Origin of the sequence: uncultured Mailhella sp. (assembly GCF_944324995.1) — a bacterium.
Classification (GTDB): domain Bacteria; phylum Desulfobacterota; class Desulfovibrionia; order Desulfovibrionales; family Desulfovibrionaceae; genus Mailhella.
In genome coordinates this window covers 18287-36700 of the sequence record NZ_CALUYL010000031.1, presented here as the reverse complement: position 1 = coordinate 36700, position 18414 = coordinate 18287, and the positions used below count along the sequence as shown (strand labels likewise).

Annotated in this window: 14 protein-coding genes; 1 reads left to right on the top strand and 13 read right to left on the bottom strand. The window is 62.2% G+C overall.

Translation table 11 applies throughout. The features are described from left to right. The 8 genes from Q0K02_RS11220 to Q0K02_RS11185 form a co-directional block, all read right to left on the bottom strand. The coding region (locus tag Q0K02_RS11220) for an ATP-binding cassette domain-containing protein (RefSeq protein WP_294488854.1) at positions 1-1250 on the bottom strand (1250 nt) is incomplete at its 3' end. A gap of 45 nt (positions 1251-1295) precedes the next feature. Continuing rightward, positions 1296-1697, bottom strand: coding sequence for a DnaJ family domain-containing protein (locus tag Q0K02_RS11215; protein ID WP_294488852.1), 402 nt, complete (start codon positions 1695-1697; stop codon positions 1296-1298). Between the two features lie 362 nt (positions 1698-2059). Further along, positions 2060-3646: a sigma-54-dependent Fis family transcriptional regulator gene (locus Q0K02_RS11210; RefSeq protein WP_294488849.1), complete on the bottom strand. Its 1587-nt coding sequence runs from the start codon at positions 3644-3646 to the stop codon at positions 2060-2062. 125 nt (positions 3647-3771) lie between these two features. Then, positions 3772-5001 carry an LL-diaminopimelate aminotransferase gene (locus Q0K02_RS11205; RefSeq protein ID WP_294488847.1) on the bottom strand — a complete coding sequence of 410 codons (1230 nt, stop codon included), beginning with the start codon at positions 4999-5001 and terminating at the stop codon, positions 3772-3774. Positions 5002-5158: 157 nt separating this feature from the next. Continuing rightward, positions 5159-7483: an FAD-dependent oxidoreductase gene (locus Q0K02_RS11200; RefSeq protein WP_294488843.1), complete on the bottom strand. Its 2325-nt coding sequence runs from the start codon at positions 7481-7483 to the stop codon at positions 5159-5161. 68 nt (positions 7484-7551) lie between these two features. Beyond that, positions 7552-9189 carry a glutamate synthase-related protein gene (locus tag Q0K02_RS11195; protein ID WP_294488840.1) on the bottom strand — a complete coding sequence of 546 codons (1638 nt, stop codon included), beginning with the start codon at positions 9187-9189 and terminating at the stop codon, positions 7552-7554. Continuing rightward, positions 9177-10283 carry a glutamate synthase gene (locus Q0K02_RS11190; RefSeq protein ID WP_294488837.1) on the bottom strand — a complete coding sequence of 369 codons (1107 nt, stop codon included), beginning with the start codon at positions 10281-10283 and terminating at the stop codon, positions 9177-9179. Before Q0K02_RS11190 ends, Q0K02_RS11195 begins: the two co-directional genes overlap by 13 nt. A 177-nt stretch (positions 10284-10460) precedes the next feature. After that, positions 10461-12575 (bottom strand): glutamine synthetase III, encoded by a 2115-nt coding sequence (locus Q0K02_RS11185; protein ID WP_294488835.1) that lies wholly within the window; start codon positions 12573-12575, stop codon positions 10461-10463. Positions 12576-13939: 1364 nt separating this feature from the next. On the opposite strand from Q0K02_RS11185, the gene Q0K02_RS11180 reads away from it, so the two are divergent. Next, on the top strand, positions 13940-14266 hold the full coding sequence (locus Q0K02_RS11180) for a hypothetical protein (protein ID WP_294488829.1): 327 nt from the start codon (positions 13940-13942) through the stop codon (positions 14264-14266). Positions 14267-14351: 85 nt separating this feature from the next. Here Q0K02_RS11180 and Q0K02_RS11175 read toward each other — a convergent pair whose 3' ends face one another. The 5 genes from Q0K02_RS11175 to Q0K02_RS11155 form a co-directional block, all read right to left on the bottom strand. Then, the gene (locus Q0K02_RS11175) at positions 14352-14588 is read right to left on the bottom strand and encodes a hypothetical protein (RefSeq protein WP_294488827.1); all 237 of its coding nucleotides are present in this window, start codon (positions 14586-14588) and stop codon (positions 14352-14354) included. Between the two features lies 1 nt (position 14589). Then, positions 14590-14814 carry a hypothetical protein gene (locus Q0K02_RS11170; protein WP_294488824.1) on the bottom strand — a complete coding sequence of 75 codons (225 nt, stop codon included), beginning with the start codon at positions 14812-14814 and terminating at the stop codon, positions 14590-14592. 294 nt (positions 14815-15108) lie between these two features. Continuing rightward, positions 15109-16989 carry an aryl-sulfate sulfotransferase gene (locus Q0K02_RS11165; protein WP_294488820.1) on the bottom strand — a complete coding sequence of 627 codons (1881 nt, stop codon included), beginning with the start codon at positions 16987-16989 and terminating at the stop codon, positions 15109-15111. 48 nt (positions 16990-17037) lie between these two features. Beyond that, a complete protein-coding gene (locus Q0K02_RS11160; protein WP_294488818.1) occupies positions 17038-17349 on the bottom strand; it encodes a thioredoxin family protein in 312 nt (103 codons plus the stop codon). 62 nt (positions 17350-17411) lie between these two features. Continuing rightward, positions 17412-18338, bottom strand: coding sequence for an FAD-dependent oxidoreductase (locus tag Q0K02_RS11155; RefSeq protein WP_294488816.1), 927 nt, complete (start codon positions 18336-18338; stop codon positions 17412-17414). Between the last annotated feature and the right edge of the window lie 76 nt (positions 18339-18414).

Sequence of the window (18414 nt, the reverse complement as noted above, 5' to 3'; positions counted from 1 at the left end):
AGAATGTCGCTCCAGGCGTCGCCGCGCTTCATGCGCTGCTCAAGCAGGTACATGACGCCCGGCCAGTGCGAGGTGGAAAGCGGTTCCGAGCCCTCGTCGCGGTTGAGGCTCGTGCCGCCCATGAAGTTGCGGCGCAGGCTGCCCGTGCGGGTGATGCCTCCGGCCTCGCCGTTGAAGAGGGCTTTTCTGGCCTTGTCGGAAAAGTCCTTGAGGGGCGTGTCGAGGGTGAAGCCCTGGCGCTTGCCGAGCGCTTCGAGGGCCTTGCCTATCTTGGCCATGAAGTAGGGCGAGGAGAAGGGAGCAAGCGCGCCCTGGCGCAGGGAGAGCGATTCGTCGGGAGCGATGAGGCCTTCGTCGAAGGCCACCACGGTGCCTATGCCGAGGCACTGCGGGCACGCGCCCTGCGGACTGTTGAACGAAAAGAGCTGCGGCGAGGGCACGGGGGCGCTCACGTGGCAGCGCGGGCACACGGATTCGGTGGAATGCACGACGTCGGGCTTGCCCGGCACGCTCACGATGACGCGGCCCTTGCCGTAGCGCAGGGCGAGTTCCACGGAATCGGCAAGGCGAGTGCGCATGTCGTCCTTGATGACGAGGCGGTCCACCACGAGATCGATGCTGTGCTTTTTGTTCTTGTCGAGCACGGGAGCTTCGTCGAGATTGCAGATTTGCGGCTCTTCGCCGAGCGTGGCCACGCGCACGCGCACGAAGCCTTCGGCGCGCAGCTTCTTGAAGCGTTCGGCGTGGGTGCCCTTCTGCAGTTCCACGAGCGGAGCCATGAGCATGATGCGCTCGCCTTCGGGCATGTTCATGATTTCGGCAATGATTTCGTCGGAGGCGCGGGCCTCGATGGGCGTGCCGCAGTGCGGACAGTACACCTTGCCGAGTCTGGCGAAGAACACGCGCAGGAAGTCATAGACTTCCGTCACCGTGCCCACGGTGGAACGGGGATTGTGCGCGGTAGTCTGCTGTTCCAGGGAAATGGCGGGGGAGAGGCCCTCGATTTTGTCCACGAGGGGCTTGTCCATCTTGGGCAGGAACATGCGCGCGTAGGTGGAAAGCGATTCCACGTAGCGGCGCTGACCTTCGGCGTACACGATGTCAAAGGCCAGCGTGGACTTGCCCGAGCCCGAAGGCCCGCACACGACCACGAGCTGATCGCGCGGAATATCGACGTTGACGTTCTTGAGATTATGCTGACGGGCTCCCTCGATGTGGATGCAGGGGCCCGCGGATTTCGTGGGGGTCATGATGGTCCTTGTTGTTCGAGAAAAAAAGCGGAAAAAGGCGTCGGTTCAGCGCCGGCCCTTTTTCAGAAGGGTGACGCGGCGCACCACGTTTTCATAATAAGGATCGTGTTCGGTAATGGCAACGGAGCGCTCGCGGCGCTGATTCATGCGCATGAGGATGACGTCGAGCTTCTGCATCTGCCGCACCTTTTCCGCGCCTTCGTCGCAGTGTTCGAGCAGGTCGAGAATGGTGTTTATTTCCTTGCGGTCGGCAAGTTCGGGCGGCAGGTAGCCGGCGTTTCTGAGCACCTTGTAGGCCATGCGCAGCTCGCCGGGCACGGCGCTGTCGTCCTCGAAGTTCAGAGGCTTGCCTTCGCCGGGAAGATGGTCGAAGGCGCCTTCCTTCTGCGCGGCCTGAATGCGGCGTTCGGCCTGGCTGGCCATGAAATGCAGGAAATCTTCCGCCATGCCTTCCTCCCTTGGATTCGTTTTGTCTATACGCCGGAGCGCCGTGTTTTTCAATGATCGGAACAGGGCGCGCCTGCGGAAAAACAGGGCGCTTGAAGGAGCAAAAAGGCCCGGAAAGGCCCGGCGCAGGCTTCCTTCGATGAAGCCGGAAAATAAAAAAAACGTCCGGAGCCGGGAGCGCGTGCGGGAACATTTCCCGGAGGGATCGCGCACCGGGCGGACGTGGGATCAAGGGGCGGCGGAGCGACCGAAGGCCGCTCCGCCGCGGAAGGAGAGGAGGGAAACGTGGGCCCTGCGCCGGTTGTGTGTGGGGGGGATCCGGCGCAGGGGAATCCCGCAGGGCATGTGCGGGAAGGATTGTGTTACCGGGCCAGATAGCGCCGGTAGTCGATGCCGTATTTTTTCATCTTGTAGTAGAAGATGCGGTAGGTGATGTCGATGTCGCGCGCGGCCTGATGAATGTTGCCGCGGCTGCGCACCAGCGCTTCTTCCAGTCTTTTCTTTTCGAGCTGCCCCACTTCTTCGTGGAAGCCCAGGGCGCGGCCGTTCGTTTCGGCGGGAGCGTCTTCGGCCACGGCGGCGCGCAGGGCCGGCGGAAGATGGCAGGGGCAGACGAGTTCGTTTTCACAGAGCAGCACGGCGCGTTCCATGGCGTTCTGCAGTTCGCGCACGTTGCCCGGCCAGTGCCAGGCGAGCAGGGCGTCGGCGGCCTGCGGGGACAGGCGCTTGGCCGGACGGCCGTAGCTGCGGGAGAACATGTGCAGAAAATGTTCCGCGAGGGGCAGAATGTCGTCCTTGCGTTCGCGCAGCGGCGGCAGAAACAGCGGAAACACGTTGATGCGGTAGTAGAGGTCTTCGCGGAAGAGGCCCTTGTCCACCAGCTTTTCCAGAGGCTGATGCGTGGCGCAGATGAGGCGCACGTCCACCTTGACCGGGCGCTCGCTGCCGAGACGCACGATTTCCCGCTCCTGAATGGCGCGCAGCACCTTGGCCTGCGCGGGCAGGGAGAGATCGCCTATTTCGTCGAGAAAGAGGGTGCCGGTGTCGGCCTGTTCAAACACGCCGCGCCGCGCCTGCTGCGCGCCGGTGAATGCGCCCTTCTGCCAGCCGAAGAGCTCGCCTTCCACGAGGTCGGCGGGAAGGGCGGCGCAGTTGAGGCGGATGAACGGGCGCGAGGCGCGCGTGCTGCACTGATGGATGGCCGAAGCCATGAGTTCCTTGCCCGAACCGGATTCGCCGCGCAGCAGCACGGTGGTCTGACTCGGAGCCACCTGCGCCACATGGTGCAGCACGTGGTTCATGGACTTGGAGAGCACCACGATGGAGGGCATGGCCTGCAGCACGGAGGGCAGGGGCCTGTCGTCCTGACGGGTGTAGTGGGTGGCCTGGCGCATCATGTCTTCCTGCAGGCAGGCCACCTGATGACCCACCAGCGCGGCCACCACTTCGAGCAGGCGGCAGCGCAGCTCCAGAATTTCGTGATCGGCCATGGGGGTGTCCACGCTGAGGGTGCCCACGGTGACGCGGCCGGAATCCGGCTCGCCGGAGCGCTTCTGCGTGGTGACCGGCACGCAGATGAAGGCCAGGGTGCGGAGCTGTTCTTCGCTGCGTTCAAAGAGTCTGTTGAGAAAGTCGGGGTGGCTCTTCATGCAGTCCACGATGATGGGCTTGCCTGAAGCGAACACCTGCCCCGTGATGCCCTTGCCCGGGGCGTAGGTGAGATGGGGAACGGAAGTCTGCCCCTCGGCCATGGAAAGGTGCAGACTTCCGTTTTCCGGGTTTTGTACCACGATGTGAGGGCGCTCGAAGGGCATGTCGCCGGAAAGGGCGCAGAGCACCCGGCGCAGTACTTCCCGGAAGGGAAGACCCGGTTCCAGGCAGTGTACGATGTGCCGCAGACTGTCGAGATAGGGTTCGAACGAGTTGGGAGAAATGTCGTGGTCGGGCATGGGAGTGATCCGTGGCGGGCAAGGCCCGCAAGAAATGTTCAGCGGCGGCGCGCCGCGGGAAAGCGTTGCCGGGAGGGAGCGTCCCGCGCCGGCAACGTGGCGCGGGACGCCGCCGGAGCCGGAGATTATTTGATGACCTTTTCCAGCCGCTCAAGGGCGGCTCGGGTAAGCTCGGGGGTGTTGAAGGCGGTGAGGCGCACGTAGCCTTCGCCGCTCGCGCCGAAGCCGACGCCGGGCGTGCAGACCACGCCGGCATTCTCCAGCAGCATGTCGAAGAAGGCCCAGGAATCCGTTCCGCCGGGCGTTCTCAGCCACACGTAGGGCGAATGCACGCCGCCGAAGGCTTCAAGGCCGAGCTTGGCGCAGGTTTTGAGCATCATGTCGGCATTGCTCTGGTAGATGCCGAGTTCGGCCTTCATCTGGGTTCTGGCCGGTTCCATGAAGGCGGCTTCGGCCGCGCGCTGCACGATGTAGGGGCAGCCGTTGTACTTGGTGCACTGGCGGCGCAGCCACATGTCGTGCAGATGCAGCACGGTGCCGTCGGCGGCGCGGGCCGTGAGCTTCTTGGGCACTACGGCGTAGCCGCAGCGCAGGCCCGTGAAGCCCGCGGTCTTGGAAAGGCTGCGGAATTCCACGGCCACTTCGTCCGCGCCGGGAATTTCAAAGATGCTGCGCGGAATGGATTCGTCGCGGATGAAGGATTCGTAGGCCGCGTCGAACATGATGAGCGAGTCGTTCTTCTTCGCGTAGTCCACCCATCTGGTCAGGGCGTCTCTGTCGAGCACGGTGCCGGTGGGATTGTTGGGGCTGCACAGATACACCACGTCCACGCGCTCTTCGGGCAGGGCGGGGCAGAAGTTGTTTTCCTTCGTGCAGGGCAGGTACACGATGCGGCTCCAGCGGCCGTTTTCATGCACGCCGCCGCGGCCGGCCATGGCGTTGGAATCCTCGTACACGGGATAGACGGGATCGGTGAGTGCAATGACGGCGTCTTCGCCGAAGAGTTCCTGGAAGTTGCCCACGTCGCTCTTCGCGCCGTCGCTGATGAAGATTTCATCGGCGTCGAGATTCACGCCGCGGGAGAGATAGTCGTGCTTGAGAATGGCTTCGCGCAGGAAGGCGTAGCCCTGTTCCGGGCCGTAGCCGCGGAAGGTTTCGGCGCGGCCCATTTCGTCCACGGCCTTGTGCAGGGCCTCGATGACCGCGGGAACCAGCGGCTGGGACACGTCGCCGATGCCGAGGCTGATGACGTCGGCCTCGGGATGTTTTTCCTTGTACGCGCGAACCCTGCGGGCGACTTCGCTGAACAGATAGTTGCCGGAAAGGCCCGCATAGGCGCTGTTGATGCTGCGCATGATATTCTCCAGTTCTCCGGCGCGGCCGGAGCGTTTGCTGCGTTTGAAAGACGGAGCCGTTTTTCACAAGGCTCCGCCGGAAGAAGGGGAGCGAAACGCTCCCCCCGGTCGGGCGGTTCGGCTCCGTTCCGGTGCACATGCGCCGGAACGGAAGGGGTCAGGCCGAAGTGCCTTCCACAGGAAAGGTCATTTCCGTGTTCTTGTGCATGGTCCACACGCCGCAGGGGCACACGCCCGCGCACACGCCGCAGCCTATGCAGCGTTCGGGGTCGGAAACGTAGGCGAAAACGCCGTCCATTTCCACGCGGGAGATGGCCTTCTCGGGGCAGGATTGCAGGCACATGCCGCAGTCGCGGCAGGAGCCGCAGCTCACGCAGCGGGAATAGTCGTCCGCGGGAGCGGGCAGATCCGCCTTGTGAACACGGGAGAAATATTCCAGGCTGAGGCGGGAGGATGCCATGTCGCGCGAATCTGCCTTGGGAGCGGGCTTGCCCATGAGGTAGGCGTCGGCGGCCTTGGCCGCCTGCGCGCCGGAACCGATGGCCGTCACGAGCAGACCGGGCTTCACCACGTCGCCCGCGGCGAACACGCCGGGCAGAATGCTCATGTCGTCGCCGGGAACCACCCAGCTGCCGCGGAAGGTGCGCACGCCTTCGGGCAGGAAGTCGATTTCCGGCTCGTCGCCGATGGTGATGATGACCATGTCGCCGGGAACAAGACGACCCTTGTCGTCGATGATGCCTTCGGGCGTGATTTCCCTGGTCATGAAGGGCCACACGAGCTTGCCGCCGAGGGATTCGATGTGGGCGATTTCCTTGGCAAAGGCCGCGGGCTTCTGCACGTCGACGCAGGTGACGTGCTCCGCGCCTTCGGCATAGGCGCCGGCCGCGGCGTCCATGCCCGCGTTGCCGCAGCCGATGACGATGACGTTCTTGCCCGTGACGGGATGTTCGCCCTTGTTCACGGCCTTCATGTAGTCGATGCCGGGAACGATGCGTTCCTTGCCCGGCCAGTTGAACATTCTGGCCTTGGTGCCGCCCACGGCCACCACGACGGCGTCGTTTTCCCTGCGCAGGGCGTCGAACTTTTCGCGGTCCACGCGGCAGGAGGTGACGAAGCTCACGCCCATGTCCTCGATGCGGCGGATTTCCGCCTCAAGCACGGAGTGATCTAGACGCTCGCGGGGAATGACCTGCTCGATCTTGCCGCCCACGACCTTGTCGGCTTCGTACACGGTCACGTCGTGACCCTTGCGGGCGAGCTGCCAGGCCGCGGAGAGACCGGCCACGCCGGAGCCGATGACGGCCACCTTCCTGCCGGTGCGCACGGAGGGCTTCTCCACCTTGATGAGCGCCGATTCACGGCCGAGGGGGCCTATCTGGATGGGCGAGTCGATGCGGCAGCCGCGGGTGCAGGCGTCCATGCAGGGGTTGGGGCACACGCCGCCGCACACCGAGCCGGGGAAGGGAGAGTAGTCGAGCACGAGGCGCAGGGCCTCTTCGGTACGGCCTTCGCGCAGCAGGTTGTAGCGCTTCTGCGTGGGAATGCTGGCCGGGCAGGCGTACTCGCAGGGAGCCGCGGTGGCGGCGTTGTCCCAGGAGGGCACGCGCAGGCGGAAGTCGCCGCGCGCCACCAGACCGTTCACGCGGAAGTCGTCCTTCACCACGTCGCTGAAAATGCCGCCCTTCACCCATTCCTTGGCGTGATAGTCGGAAACGCTCATGCGGGTCTTTTTGTGATCGCCGCTCTTGATGGGCAGAAGCTTGCGCCATTCGCTCCAGCAGCTGAGCGTTTCGAGCGCGGAAGACTTGTCCACCGCGTCCAGGAAGTTCTTCAGACCGGCGGAGAGGAAGGCGATGTCCGCCTCGTCGAGATCATGCACGGCCACGTCGTTTTCGGCGTAGGAGCCGGGATTGCCGCGGAAGTACACCACGCCGCCCACCATGCCGACGCAGGCGCGCTCGCCGAGCACGGAAGCGTCTTCGGGGGTGTCGAGGCCGCAGACCACCATTTTGCCGCCGCCCATGAATTCGCACGGGAAGGAGCCGGTGCCGTCGAGAATCCAGAGTTCGGGCTCGGAGTAGAGCGGATCGTGCTTCATGAGCGAGCCGGAACGGGTGCCCGCGCGGCCGCCGATGTAGATGACGCCCGATGCCGCGCAGTGACCGGCGGTGTCGCCGGCGTCGCCCTTCACGGTGATGCGCGCGCCGGAGTTGAGCCAGCCCACGTCGGCGGGGGCGGAGCCTTCCACCACGATTTCGGTGTGATCGAGGCCCATGCAGCCCACGCGCTGACCGGGATTGGTCACATGGAAGCGCAGGGTGCGGCCTTCGGCGTTCCAGAGCGGACCGCCGATGTCGTGCTGACCGGACGCATGGATGTCGAATTCCGTTTCGCCCCGGGCCACGGCCTCGCCGATGGCCAGCAGCAGATCCTGCGTGGACATGCGTTCGTGCTGAACAAGAGTATCTATGGAAAACATTGCGTTGCCTTTCTATGATGAGGTTCCGGGGTGAAATGCCGGGGAAATGGCGTCTGCGGCCGAGAGCGTCAGCATGCGTAGGCTATGCCGAGCTTTTCCGCCACGGCGTGGTCGGTGGCGACCAGGGCGTCGGAGCGGCCCACGGGCAGGGAACTGTTGCCGATGGGGGCCATGAGCTTGCGCATTTCGCTGTCGAAGGCGAGCACGTAGTCCACAATGGCCTGTGCCCCTCTGTCCACATCGAGGCGCGCCACGAGGCGCGGATCCTGCGAACAGATGCCGTTGGGGCACAGACCCGTGGAACAGTTGTTGCAGCGGCCGTTCTCGTTGCCCACGCATCCGAGCAGCTGGATGAGGAGCTTGCCGATGAACACGCCGTTGGCGCCGAGGCAGATCATCTTGAAGGCGTCGGCAGCCGCGTTGCCGGTGAGGCCCACGCCGCCGCCGGCCCAGAGCGGAATCTGACCCTGCAGACCCTGACGCACGGCGGCGAGGTAGCAGTCGCGCAGCTTGGACACCACGGGATGGCCGGTGTGATCGAGGGAAACCTCGTTGGCCGCGCCGGTGCCGCCCTGAATGCCGTCGATGAAGAAGCCGCCGCAGATGCGGTAGGGGTCGCGCAGAAGGTTGTTGTACACGGAAACCGAGGTGGCCGAGGCCGCGCACTTGATGGCCACGGGCACGCGGAATCCGAAGGCCGCGTTGAGGGAAAGGTGCATCTTCTGCACCGATTCCTCGATGGAGTAGAGGCCCTGATGGTTCGGCGGCGAATGCAGGGTGGACTTGGGCACGCCGCGGATGGCCTGAATGTGCGGAGCCACCTTGGAGGCGGGCAGCAGGCCGCCGTCGCCGGGCTTGGCGCCCTGACCGATCTTGATGAGCACGCCTGCGGGATCCACCTTCATGCGGGGCAGCGCCTTGACGATGCGGTCCCAGCCGAAGTGTCCGGACGCGATCTGGATGATGAAATACTTGAGCTTGTCGGACTCCATGAGCTTGACGGGCATGCCGCCTTCGCCGGAGCTCATGCGCACGGGCAGTCCGCATTCCTCGTTGAGGTAGGCGGCGGCCATGGCGATGGCTTCCCAGGCGCGGGTGGAGAGCGCGCCGATGGACATGTCGCTGAAGATGAGCGGATAGATCCAGTTCACGGGCGGGGTGTGACCGGTCTTCACGAGCTTGCCGTCGCGCACCTGCAGTTCGGTGGCGAGGTCGCGGGAAGGCAGCACGCGGCCCAGCGGAGCGCGCATGTCGAAGGTGTGACGTTCGGAGTCGAGGGCGGGGTCGGTCATCTGGCTGATGCGGCCCACCACGATGGCGTCGAGGGTGCGCTGCGTGTTCAGGTTGGTGCGTCCGCCGCGGCGGATGGGACCGTTCACGCGGGCGATCACCGGAATGCGCTGATCGGGGTTGCGTTCGGGATGAATGGCGTCGTTGGGGCAGACCTTGGCGCAGAAGCCGCAGCCCACGCACAGATGGGCGAGGTCGGTCTTCTGGCGGATGACGGGCCTTGCAAGATGCTTCTTTTCCGGATCGGGCCAGGGCTTTTCCGAAACCGTGAGGTCCTGACGCATCATGCGGACTTCGATGGCGTTCTGCATGCACTGGGCCACGCAGCTGCCGCACATGGTGCAGCGGGTGGGATCGTAGCGGATGATCCAGCGCAGATCGTCCGTGCAGTTGTCGAGAGCCTTTACTGTTTGCATATGCGCACCCTCAGGTCGTTGTCGACGACGATGGTTTCCCTCTCGCCGGGATAAATGTCTGTGGAAACGTCGCGGTCGGGCATGACGGCGTTGAGACCGCACACTTCGGAGGAGATGGCGAGCATGTCCTTGGTGCGGCCGACCACCACGGGACGCAGTTTCTTGGAGTCGCAGCAGGTCATCATGCGGCCGTCGGGAAGCATGGCGATGATGGCGTTCGGCCCGTTGATTTCAAGATGGGCGAGCGTCTCGCGGATGATGCGCAGCACTTCCGCATCTTCGCGCTTGTCGATTTCGGCGAAGGGCAGGGGCGTGATGACGTGCTTGTAGTATTCGATGGGCCACTTGAGCTCGTGCAGCACGTAGTGAAGGCTGTAGAGCAGGCACTGCGAGTCGGATTCAAAGCCGGTGTAGCCGCGGTGCAGCGACTTCTGAAATTCCCTGTTCTTGGTGTAGAAGGTGTTTTCGCCGTTGGCGCAGAGGGTGTAGCCCTGAAGGAAGAACGGATGGGCCGCGTAGCGCACGATGTCGTAGTTGGTGTTCTGGCGGCACTGGGTGACGATGTTCCTCGCGAGCAGCGGGCAGGAATCGTCCCAGAGGCGGAAATAGGTGGCGATGTCGCGCGGATCGCCTATTTCCTTGAGGGTGAGGGTGTCGGGCCAGAAGGAATAGACGAAGCCTTCATTGTCCTTTTCCAGCATGGCGCGCAGGGCGAGGCGGGTGTCGAGCAGAAGAGCGGACTTTTCCTCGTCGCTGCTGTAGCGGTAGTGCGGCGGATAGTCGTACACGCGGAAGAGGTAGCGTTCCATGGGGCGGATATCCAGCCCGGGACGCGCGTCGTACTTGGGAGTCCAGCTGAAAAGCAGGGAGAAATGATGCTCGGCCATGTAGTCGTCCACGGCGCGCATGCCTTCACGGGAGCAGGCCGCAGAGAGCAGAGGCCTGTCTTTCCATTCGGCGAAGGGCCCGGCCAGGTCCTGCATGACCATGGCGAAGCCGGAGTTGTCATGCCCTTCCTGCTGGGGCAGCATGAGTTCGAGCGCCTTGCGCGGCCCGATGGGCGTTAAGCTCTTTATCGACCCTATTCTGCACATGTTGTTGTCCTCAATATCCCTGGCCGTCTGCCGGAACGATAACGGCCTGCGATGCGTATTTGTACTGCGCCATCCGCTTGAGAGGGGCAGACCATGCTGTGGCCTGCCCCTGCGGAATGGCTCTTTTTGAGAGAGACGGAGAAGGCGCGGAAGCCTGTCCGCTTCCGCGGCTTTCCATCAATGGGTCCACATAAGTTCGGCGTAGCTGGGCATGGGCCAGTCGGAACCGGCCATGATGGATTCCAGCTTGTCGGCATAGGCGCGGCATTCGTTCATGGCGGGGAGCACCTCGTCGCGGGCGATGACCGCAGCCTTTTCCGCCTCGGCGGTGTCGGCGAGCACCATGCGTTTTTCGTCAAGCTTGCGCAGGGCGAGCATGAGGCTCTCGGTGGAGGAGGCGAGCATGTCGAGGTATTCGGTTTCCGCGGCGGGAGCCTTGCCCATGGCGGTGCGGGTGCGGTTCAGCATTTCGGCGGCGGCGCTCTGCGCCTTCATGGCCGCGGGAACGATGAGCGTGCGGCCCATGCGGCTGGCCGTGGCGGCTTCGATGCCGATGGTCTTGGCGTAGTTCTCGAACAGAATCTCCTGGCGGGAGAGGCATTCGCGTTCGGTGAGAATGCCCTGGCTGGAGAAGGTGGAGAGCACGTCGGGATCGCTGTAGTGTTCGAGGGCTTCCACGGTGTTGGCGTAGTTGGGCAGACCGCGCTTTGCGGCTTCCACGGGCCATTCTTCGGTGTAGCCGTTGCCGTTGAACACGATGGGGGCGTGTTCGGTGAACAGGTCGGTGAGCAGGCTCTGCACGGCGCTGTTCAGATCCTTGCCGGAAGCGACGTCGGCTTCGAGGCGGTCGGCGATGTCTTCAAGGGCGCAGGCCACGGCCGCGTTGATGGCGATGTTGGCCGGAGCGATGGACTGCGAGGAACCCACGGCGCGGAATTCAAACTTGTTGCCCGTAAAGGCGAAGGGGCTGGTTCTGTTACGGTCGGAGTAGTCGCAGGGCATGGGAGGCAGCACGTCCACGCCGATGTTCAGCGTAGGCTTGGCCTTCTTGGTGCAGGAGCCGTCGCCGGTGAAGGAACGGACCACTTCGGCCAGCTGATCGCCGAGGTACACGGAGATGATGGCCGGCGGCGCTTCGTTGGCGCCGAGTCTGTGATCGTTGCCCGCGCCGATGGTGCCGAGACGCAGCACGGCGGAGTGCTTGTGCACGGCGCGCAGCACGGCGGCGAGGAAGACCAGGAACTGCGCGTTGTCCTGCGGGGTGTCGCCGGGCTTGAGCAGGTTGTTGCCTTCGGAGTCGGAAAGCGACCAGTTGTTGTGCTTGCCGGAACCGTTCACGCCTTCAAAGGGCTTTTCGTGCAGCAGGCACATGAAGCCGTGGCGGGGCGCGATGTGGCGCATGAGGTTCATGACCAGCATGTTGTGGTCGGTGGCGATGTTCACCTTTTCATAGAGAGGCGCAAGCTCGAACTGGGCGGGAGCCACTTCGTTGTGACGGGTCTGGGCGGGAATGCCGAGACGGTACAGCGTGTGTTCAAGGTCTTCCATGAAGGCCATGACGCGGGAGGGAATGGCGCCGAAATAGTGGTCTTCCATTTCCTGACCCTTGGGGGTGGTGGCGCCGTAGAGGGTGCGGCCGGTCATGATGAGGTCGGGACGCTTGGCGGCAAGAGCCTTGTCCACGAGGAAGTATTCCTGTTCCGGGCCGACCTGAGCGTCGACATGGGTGGCGCGGGTGTTGCCGAACAGACGCAGAATGCGCAGCGCCTGACGGGACACGGCGGAAGCGGAACGCAGCAGCGGAACCTTGCGGTCAAGCGCTTCGCCCGTGTAGGAATAGAACATGGTGGGAATGTGCAGCGTGTGACCGATGAGGAAGACCGGAGAGGTGGGATCCCAGGCGGTGTAGCCGCGGGCCTCGAAGGTGGAACGCAGGCCGCCGGAAGGGAAGCTGGAAGCGTCGGGCTCGCCGGAGAGCAGGGTCTTGCCCGAGAAGGAGCTGATCATCTTGCCGTCAACGGGCTGGAGGAAGGCGTCGTGCTTTTCCGCGGTGAGCCCGGTGAGGGGATGGAACCAGTGAGTGTAATGAGTGGCGCCGCGGGAAACGGCCCAGTCCTTCATGGCGTTGGCCACGGTGCCGGCGATGGCGGGATCGAGGCGGGTGCCGTTGAGGATGGTCTGTTCGAGGTTCACATACACGTCGTGGGGCAGATGCCGGCACATGGTGTCGAGAGTGAACACGTCACAGCCGAAATATTCGTCGTCATGCCTTTGCGGGGTGGAACTTGACATGTTTGTTAACTCCTTGTGGAAAGGCTTCATTGCTTTTTCTGTCACTGTTAAAGCAAGAAGCGTGCCAAGTTCGATTATTTTTATTTAACATACTGAAAATAAAAGGATTAAAAATTTTCATCCCTATGTGAAGCTGCGAGCAAAATATCATTTTCGACCAAAAAGTAGAAAATTACCCCGGTTAAAATTGGACAAAAATGTAACACTTTTCAGGAATGTTCCATTAAAAGCATGAGATTTCCGAAAGTTAGCACAAAAAATGAAAAAATCTACATTTTAGTGGATTTAAGGCAGACCATTCTGATGCCGTCGCGGAACACGGGGGAGAGAAGGACATTTTTCTACATTAAAGTAGAAAATGTTTTCCTCTTTTGTCGTTGCGGGGATTCGGAATTCTTGAGGAAAAAAAGGGAACTTTTTGTCGGGGTTACTACTAACTTATTGATGATAAAGGAGAATAACCACACCTTCGGTCGGAGACGACAGAAATGTTTCCTTCTCTGCGGCCGGAACAGAAAAAGGACGGCGCGACGTGTCGGCCGAGCCGAGGGGGCAGACGGAAGAGAGGCGACCGCCGCTGAGGGAAGGGCATGGGCGATGCCGGGCCGTGAGCGACGGAACGGGGCAAGAAAGGGGCAGGCCACGACCTGCACGGTTTGCGGAGGTTCGGAAGGAAGGGCGGGACCGCCCGTGACGGAAACGTGAGAGGCCGGAGCGGTGCGTCAGGGCGAAGCGGGCAGGACGGGACAGGGGAGAGATACCGGACAGGCGAGGGCGCGAATCGGGCAGCTTTTCGGAACAGGGAGCCTGCCGGAGCAGGGAGGGGAAGACATCGGCGGAAGGGGAGCGGGGGCATAACGTGAAGCCGACACCTTGATGGCAGGAAGGGCATGTCGGAGCTGCATGGCCCCATAGCCGGAGCTGAGAAGAAGGCGAGGAACAGGCCGTTTCTCGTTTTGAGGTTCGGCTGTGGGAAACTTTTCCCGGCGCGTCGGGAAAGACCTTCGCTCCTTCATCTTTTAATATTGCCGTTCGTAATATTGCCGTTCGGCGAAGTTGCAGGCGGGAGGCGAGGTCGTTGCCGGTCGAGTCGGCATGATGGCGGACGAAGGGGCGCACCTTCTGGACTGGGAAGGAACTCCGGCAGGGCGGATGCCGGGCGAGGGATCCTGTTTTCCCTCTGCGGCTTCTGCCCGTGCGGTCTGTGCGGGCGCGTCTTTTCACATCCGGGACGGCGACGGCGCGCGATGGATGGCGGCAATGCGGCGCATTCTTTGATAATATGCGGGGGCAGAGAAGGAATCCTTGCTGAACGTTTTTTTTTCTCGTACCATGCAGCCAGACCATGAATTCGAGGTGTCGCCATGACTGTTCGCTGTCCGCGCTGCAAGAGTTCCGATGTGTGCAAGGATAACCGCTACCGGGTGCTCGGCACCACGGCGGGCGGCGTAGGCGGCGCTGCGGCCGGAGTGTCGGGCATCAGTGCCGGAGCGGCGGCCGGGGCCGCCATAGGTTCCGTGTTTCCGGTGATAGGATCGGCCATCGGCGCGCTTGCCGGGGGACTTGTGGGAGCCGTGACCGGCGGCGTTTCGGGCGCGGCGCTCGGCAACAGGGCCGGACATGCCATGGACAACAAATACAATCGACATCTGTACCGCTGCCGCAAATGCGGCAAGCTCTTTGCCGTGTAGCTGCTGCCTTGCGAGGGCGATCCGCCCGGCGTCAGAGATTCAGGATGTTCAGAGAGGTTTCGTTTTTCTCCCGGAGCCTCTTTTTTTATGAATGTGCCCCCCAAAAAAGAAACCATTCTGATGCCCTGCGCGATGCTGCGTCCGGCGCATCGCTGCGGCTGCTGCCGACGGCAACTATCGCTCCAATCAGTTCTTCGCCCCCCTGATAAAAGTTTTCGGAAAGAGGATGGGGGGCGCGGGGGGAAGGAGAAAAGCCCTTTTTCAAAAGGGGGGGCTTCATTCCTCGGTCAAACTCTCCCTCTTCCTTCATCTTTTCCAGCATCTCACCTGCGGCGGAACCATTCGCAAGCCCGGCAAGCCTTCGTGCCCGGCGCATCGCTGCGGCTGCTGCCGACGGCAACTATCGCTCCAATCAGTTCTTCGCCCCCCTGATAAAAGTTTTCGGAAAGAGGATGGGGGGCGCGGGGGGAAGGAGAAAAGCCCTTTTTCAAAAGGGGGGGCTTCATTCCTCGGTCAAACTCTCCCTCTTCCTTCATCTTTTCCAGCATCTCACCTGCGGCGGAACCATTCGCAAGCCCGGCAAGCCTTCGTGCCCGGCGCATCGCTGCGGCTGCTGCCGACGGCAACCATTGCTCCAATCAGTTCTTTGCTCCCCCTGATAAAAGTTTTCGGAAAGAGGATGGGGGGTGCGGGGGGAAGGAGAAAAGCCCTTTTTCAAAAGGGTTTTCTCCTTCCCCCCGCTCATCCTCCTCTCTTCCTTAAAAAAAAGCTGCGCCGAGGGGGAAAGTGAGGGCTCGGCGCAGCGGGGCTGCCGCGTGTGCGGCAGTTTTGTTTACAGGGGGTTAGCAGAAGAGGGAGACGCCGGTCTGGTACTTGGTGTCTTCGACGAGGATCTTGATGTCGTACTTGCCGGAGAGGCCTTCCTTGCTGATGTTCTGCTTGATGACGCGGTCGTCGTCTTCGAGGTAGGCGCCGGAGCACATGGCGAGGTGGTAGGAAGCGGCGGTGTTGATGAAGTAGCCGCGGGTTTCCTTTTCGCCTTCGAGCAGCACCATGACCAGGGAGCCGCGGGCGAAGCGGCCGTGGAAGACGATGCGGTCTTCATCTTCCTCGATGTTGACCTGATGCCAGGAGTCGATGACTTCCTGAGATTCGGGCACGTCGGGGATGGTGTCGAAGGTGGGGGTCACGTCGAGGTGGCCGAGGAGCTTGCCCTCGCCGAAGGCGGCGTTGTCGCCGTCGTGGTAGGGGAAGAGCTTTTCAGCGCGGTAGAAGTTGCCGTCCACTTCCATGGAGTACATGACCACGCCGTCCTTCTGTTCCACGGTCTTGGCGCAGATGTCGGTGCCGGGTTCCTTCTTGGGATTGATGAAGGCGCCGAGCTTGTCGGAGGCGTAGCCGTCCTTCCAGCCGATGCCGCCGGAATGGATGAGGTAGTGGCCTTCGTCGTAGTATTCCACGTTGCAGATGTAGGGCGAGAAGAAGCTCTGGCCGAGTTCCTTGCCGTACTGCCACACCTGTTCGATTTCCATCTTGTCGGTGTCGATGCGGTAGCGCACGCCGCGGGAGAAGTTGTCGCGGTTGCGGATGTAGCGTTCCTTCACCTTGGAGCGGTACTGACCGTTGTCGAAGCACATGATGTCGCCGTCGGGGCAGACCACGCAGGCGTGCTGTTCATACTGCCAGTCGAAGTTTTCCACGTCGCCCACGGGCTTGAAGAAGTACTTCTGCATGTCTTCGGGCCAGGTTTCGGGGTCGCCGATGATCCAGTTGAGCTTGCTGGTTTCGTAGTCGAAGTTGACGATGGCGTCCTGATGGCGGCCGGAAATGGTGATGGTCTTGTTCTTGTCGTTGTACCACAGGGCGTTGTTGTGGAACCAGTCGTGGGCGTCCTGGGAGCCGGAACCGGCCACGTTCTGGGGCAGGAAGGTCTTGTAGTCCCAGGTGCGGAGCACTTCGCCGGTTTCGCGGTCGAGCAGGGCGATCATGTCTTCGACGGTGCTCGAGGTGAAGTCCTGGGTGAGGGCGAGGATGTTGCCGTCGGGCATTTCAAAGTGATCGTGGTGATAGTTGCCCGGCATGCGGAATTCCTTGTAGATCTTGCCGAGCAGGTTCAGTTCGATGAGGCCGGTGGAGCAGTAGGGCATGTGGCAGAAGCGGTGGGAGCCGGTCATGATGTTGCCGTTCTTCACGCGCTTGATGTCGAACATGGTGTTTTCGGTGAGCAGCCAGCGGATGTCGCCCATGTAGTCGTAGGCGGTGGGGAGGTTCTTGCCGGCCGGGGTGAGGAACATGAAGTTGTTGCCGAAGTAGTCCATGGACGTGTTGATGTTGCGGCAGCGGCACACGTCTTCGGGCAGGGGCTGGGACTGGATGGAGAAGGTGTTCTTTTCGCCGGTGGAGAGTTCCACGGTCACGCGGGTGGCGATGCCTTCGTAGAGGCCGATGACCGGAATGAAGTGATCGGTGCCCTCGGGGAAGGTGTGAACGATGTTTTCACGGTCGTTGCGCTTGCCGTGAATGGTCATGGTGGCGGAGGCGGGCTTTTCGCTCTTGAAGAGGATCAGCGCGCAGAGCGGATTGATGAAGTAGGGGTTGACCAGAACATGGGCGTTTTCGAGCGTGGGCTTTTCCGCTTCAAAAGCGGCAAGGAATTCCTTCTCGGCGCGATTCTGGCGAGTGATGAGGTGATCGTTGTAGGTGTGCGTCACTTTGCTGCTCATGGCTGGACTCCTTTCAGCGTTCTACGTGTGGATATATGGGTGTGGGGGTTAGGCTTTGAGCTTGGCTATTTCCTGAATGATGGCGGGCTTCTGCTTCAGGCCTTCGAGGCGGGAGACTTCTGCGCCGTCCTTCATGAAGAGCATGGTGGGGAAGCCCTTCACGCCGCAGCGTTCCTTGAGATCCTGATTGGCGTCGAAGTCCACGGTGAAGATGCGGAAGTCGGGATCGTTCTTGTCGATGTCCTTGAGCACGAAGGAAAGCATTTTGCAGGGGCCGCAGGTCTTGGAATAAAATTCCACCAGCATGACGCCGGACTTGTCCATGCTGTCGTAGGCGGCGGTGTCGATTTCTTTGATCATGGGGAAGGCTCCTTGGGGAAATTTGAGTGTTGCGGAACGGTGTTCCGGGCGTAAAAAGAGGACTAGCCTCTCAGTTTTTCAACGTATTTGGAGGCGGAGTTGGCGGCTATGGCGCCGTCGCCGCAGGCGGTGGCCACCTGGCGCAGGCCCTTCACGATGATGTCGCCGGCGGCGAAGATGCCGGGGCGGGAGGTGGCCATGGAGGCGTCGGTTATGATGCAGCCGGTTCTGTCGAGAATGCCGAGGTCGGCGCAGAAGGAGGCCGTGGGTTCGAGGCCGATGTATTCAAACACGCCGTCGCAGGACACGGTGCGTTCGGTGGCGTCTTCCTTCGTGGACTTGAAGCGCACGCCTTCGAGCTTGTTGTCGCCCAGGAATTCGAGCACGTCCTGATAGGGATAGATGGTCACGTTGGGCATGGCGCGCAGCTTGTCGCAGGCCATGGGATCGGCGGTGAGGTCGAACATGGTCACGATGGTGAGCTTGTTCACGATGCCGGCGAGGTAGATGGATTCTTCCACGGCGGAGTTGCCGCCGCCGATGACCACGACGTCCTTGCCGCGGTACTGGGCGCCGTCGCAGATGGCGCACCAGCTGATGCCGGCGCCGGCGTGCTTGTCTTCGCCGGGAATGTGCAGGCGGCGGGGACGAGTGCCGGTTGCGATGATGACCGCGGAGGCTTCATACACGGCGTCGTCTTCGAGGCAGACCACCTTTTTCACGTCGCCCTCGTCCACGATGGCGGTGACGGTCTTGTAGTCGAATTCCGCGCCGACTTCCTGGGAGTGTTCAAACATCTTGATGGCGAGCTCCGCGCCGTTGATGGTGCCGAAGCCGGTGTAGTTGGCGATTTCGTTGGTGTTGATGATCTGTCCGCCGGGGGCGAGCTTGTCGAGCACCAGCGTTTTCATGTTGGCGCGCACGGCGTAGATGGAAGCCGTAAGACCGGCGGGGCCGCCGCCCACGATGATGACGTCGTACTTGTTCATGCGAAGAACTCCTTTGTTGCGGTCGCGATCCCTGGGGGGATTGCGGGAAGCGTTCTGGTTGAGCCGGAAGAGTTCG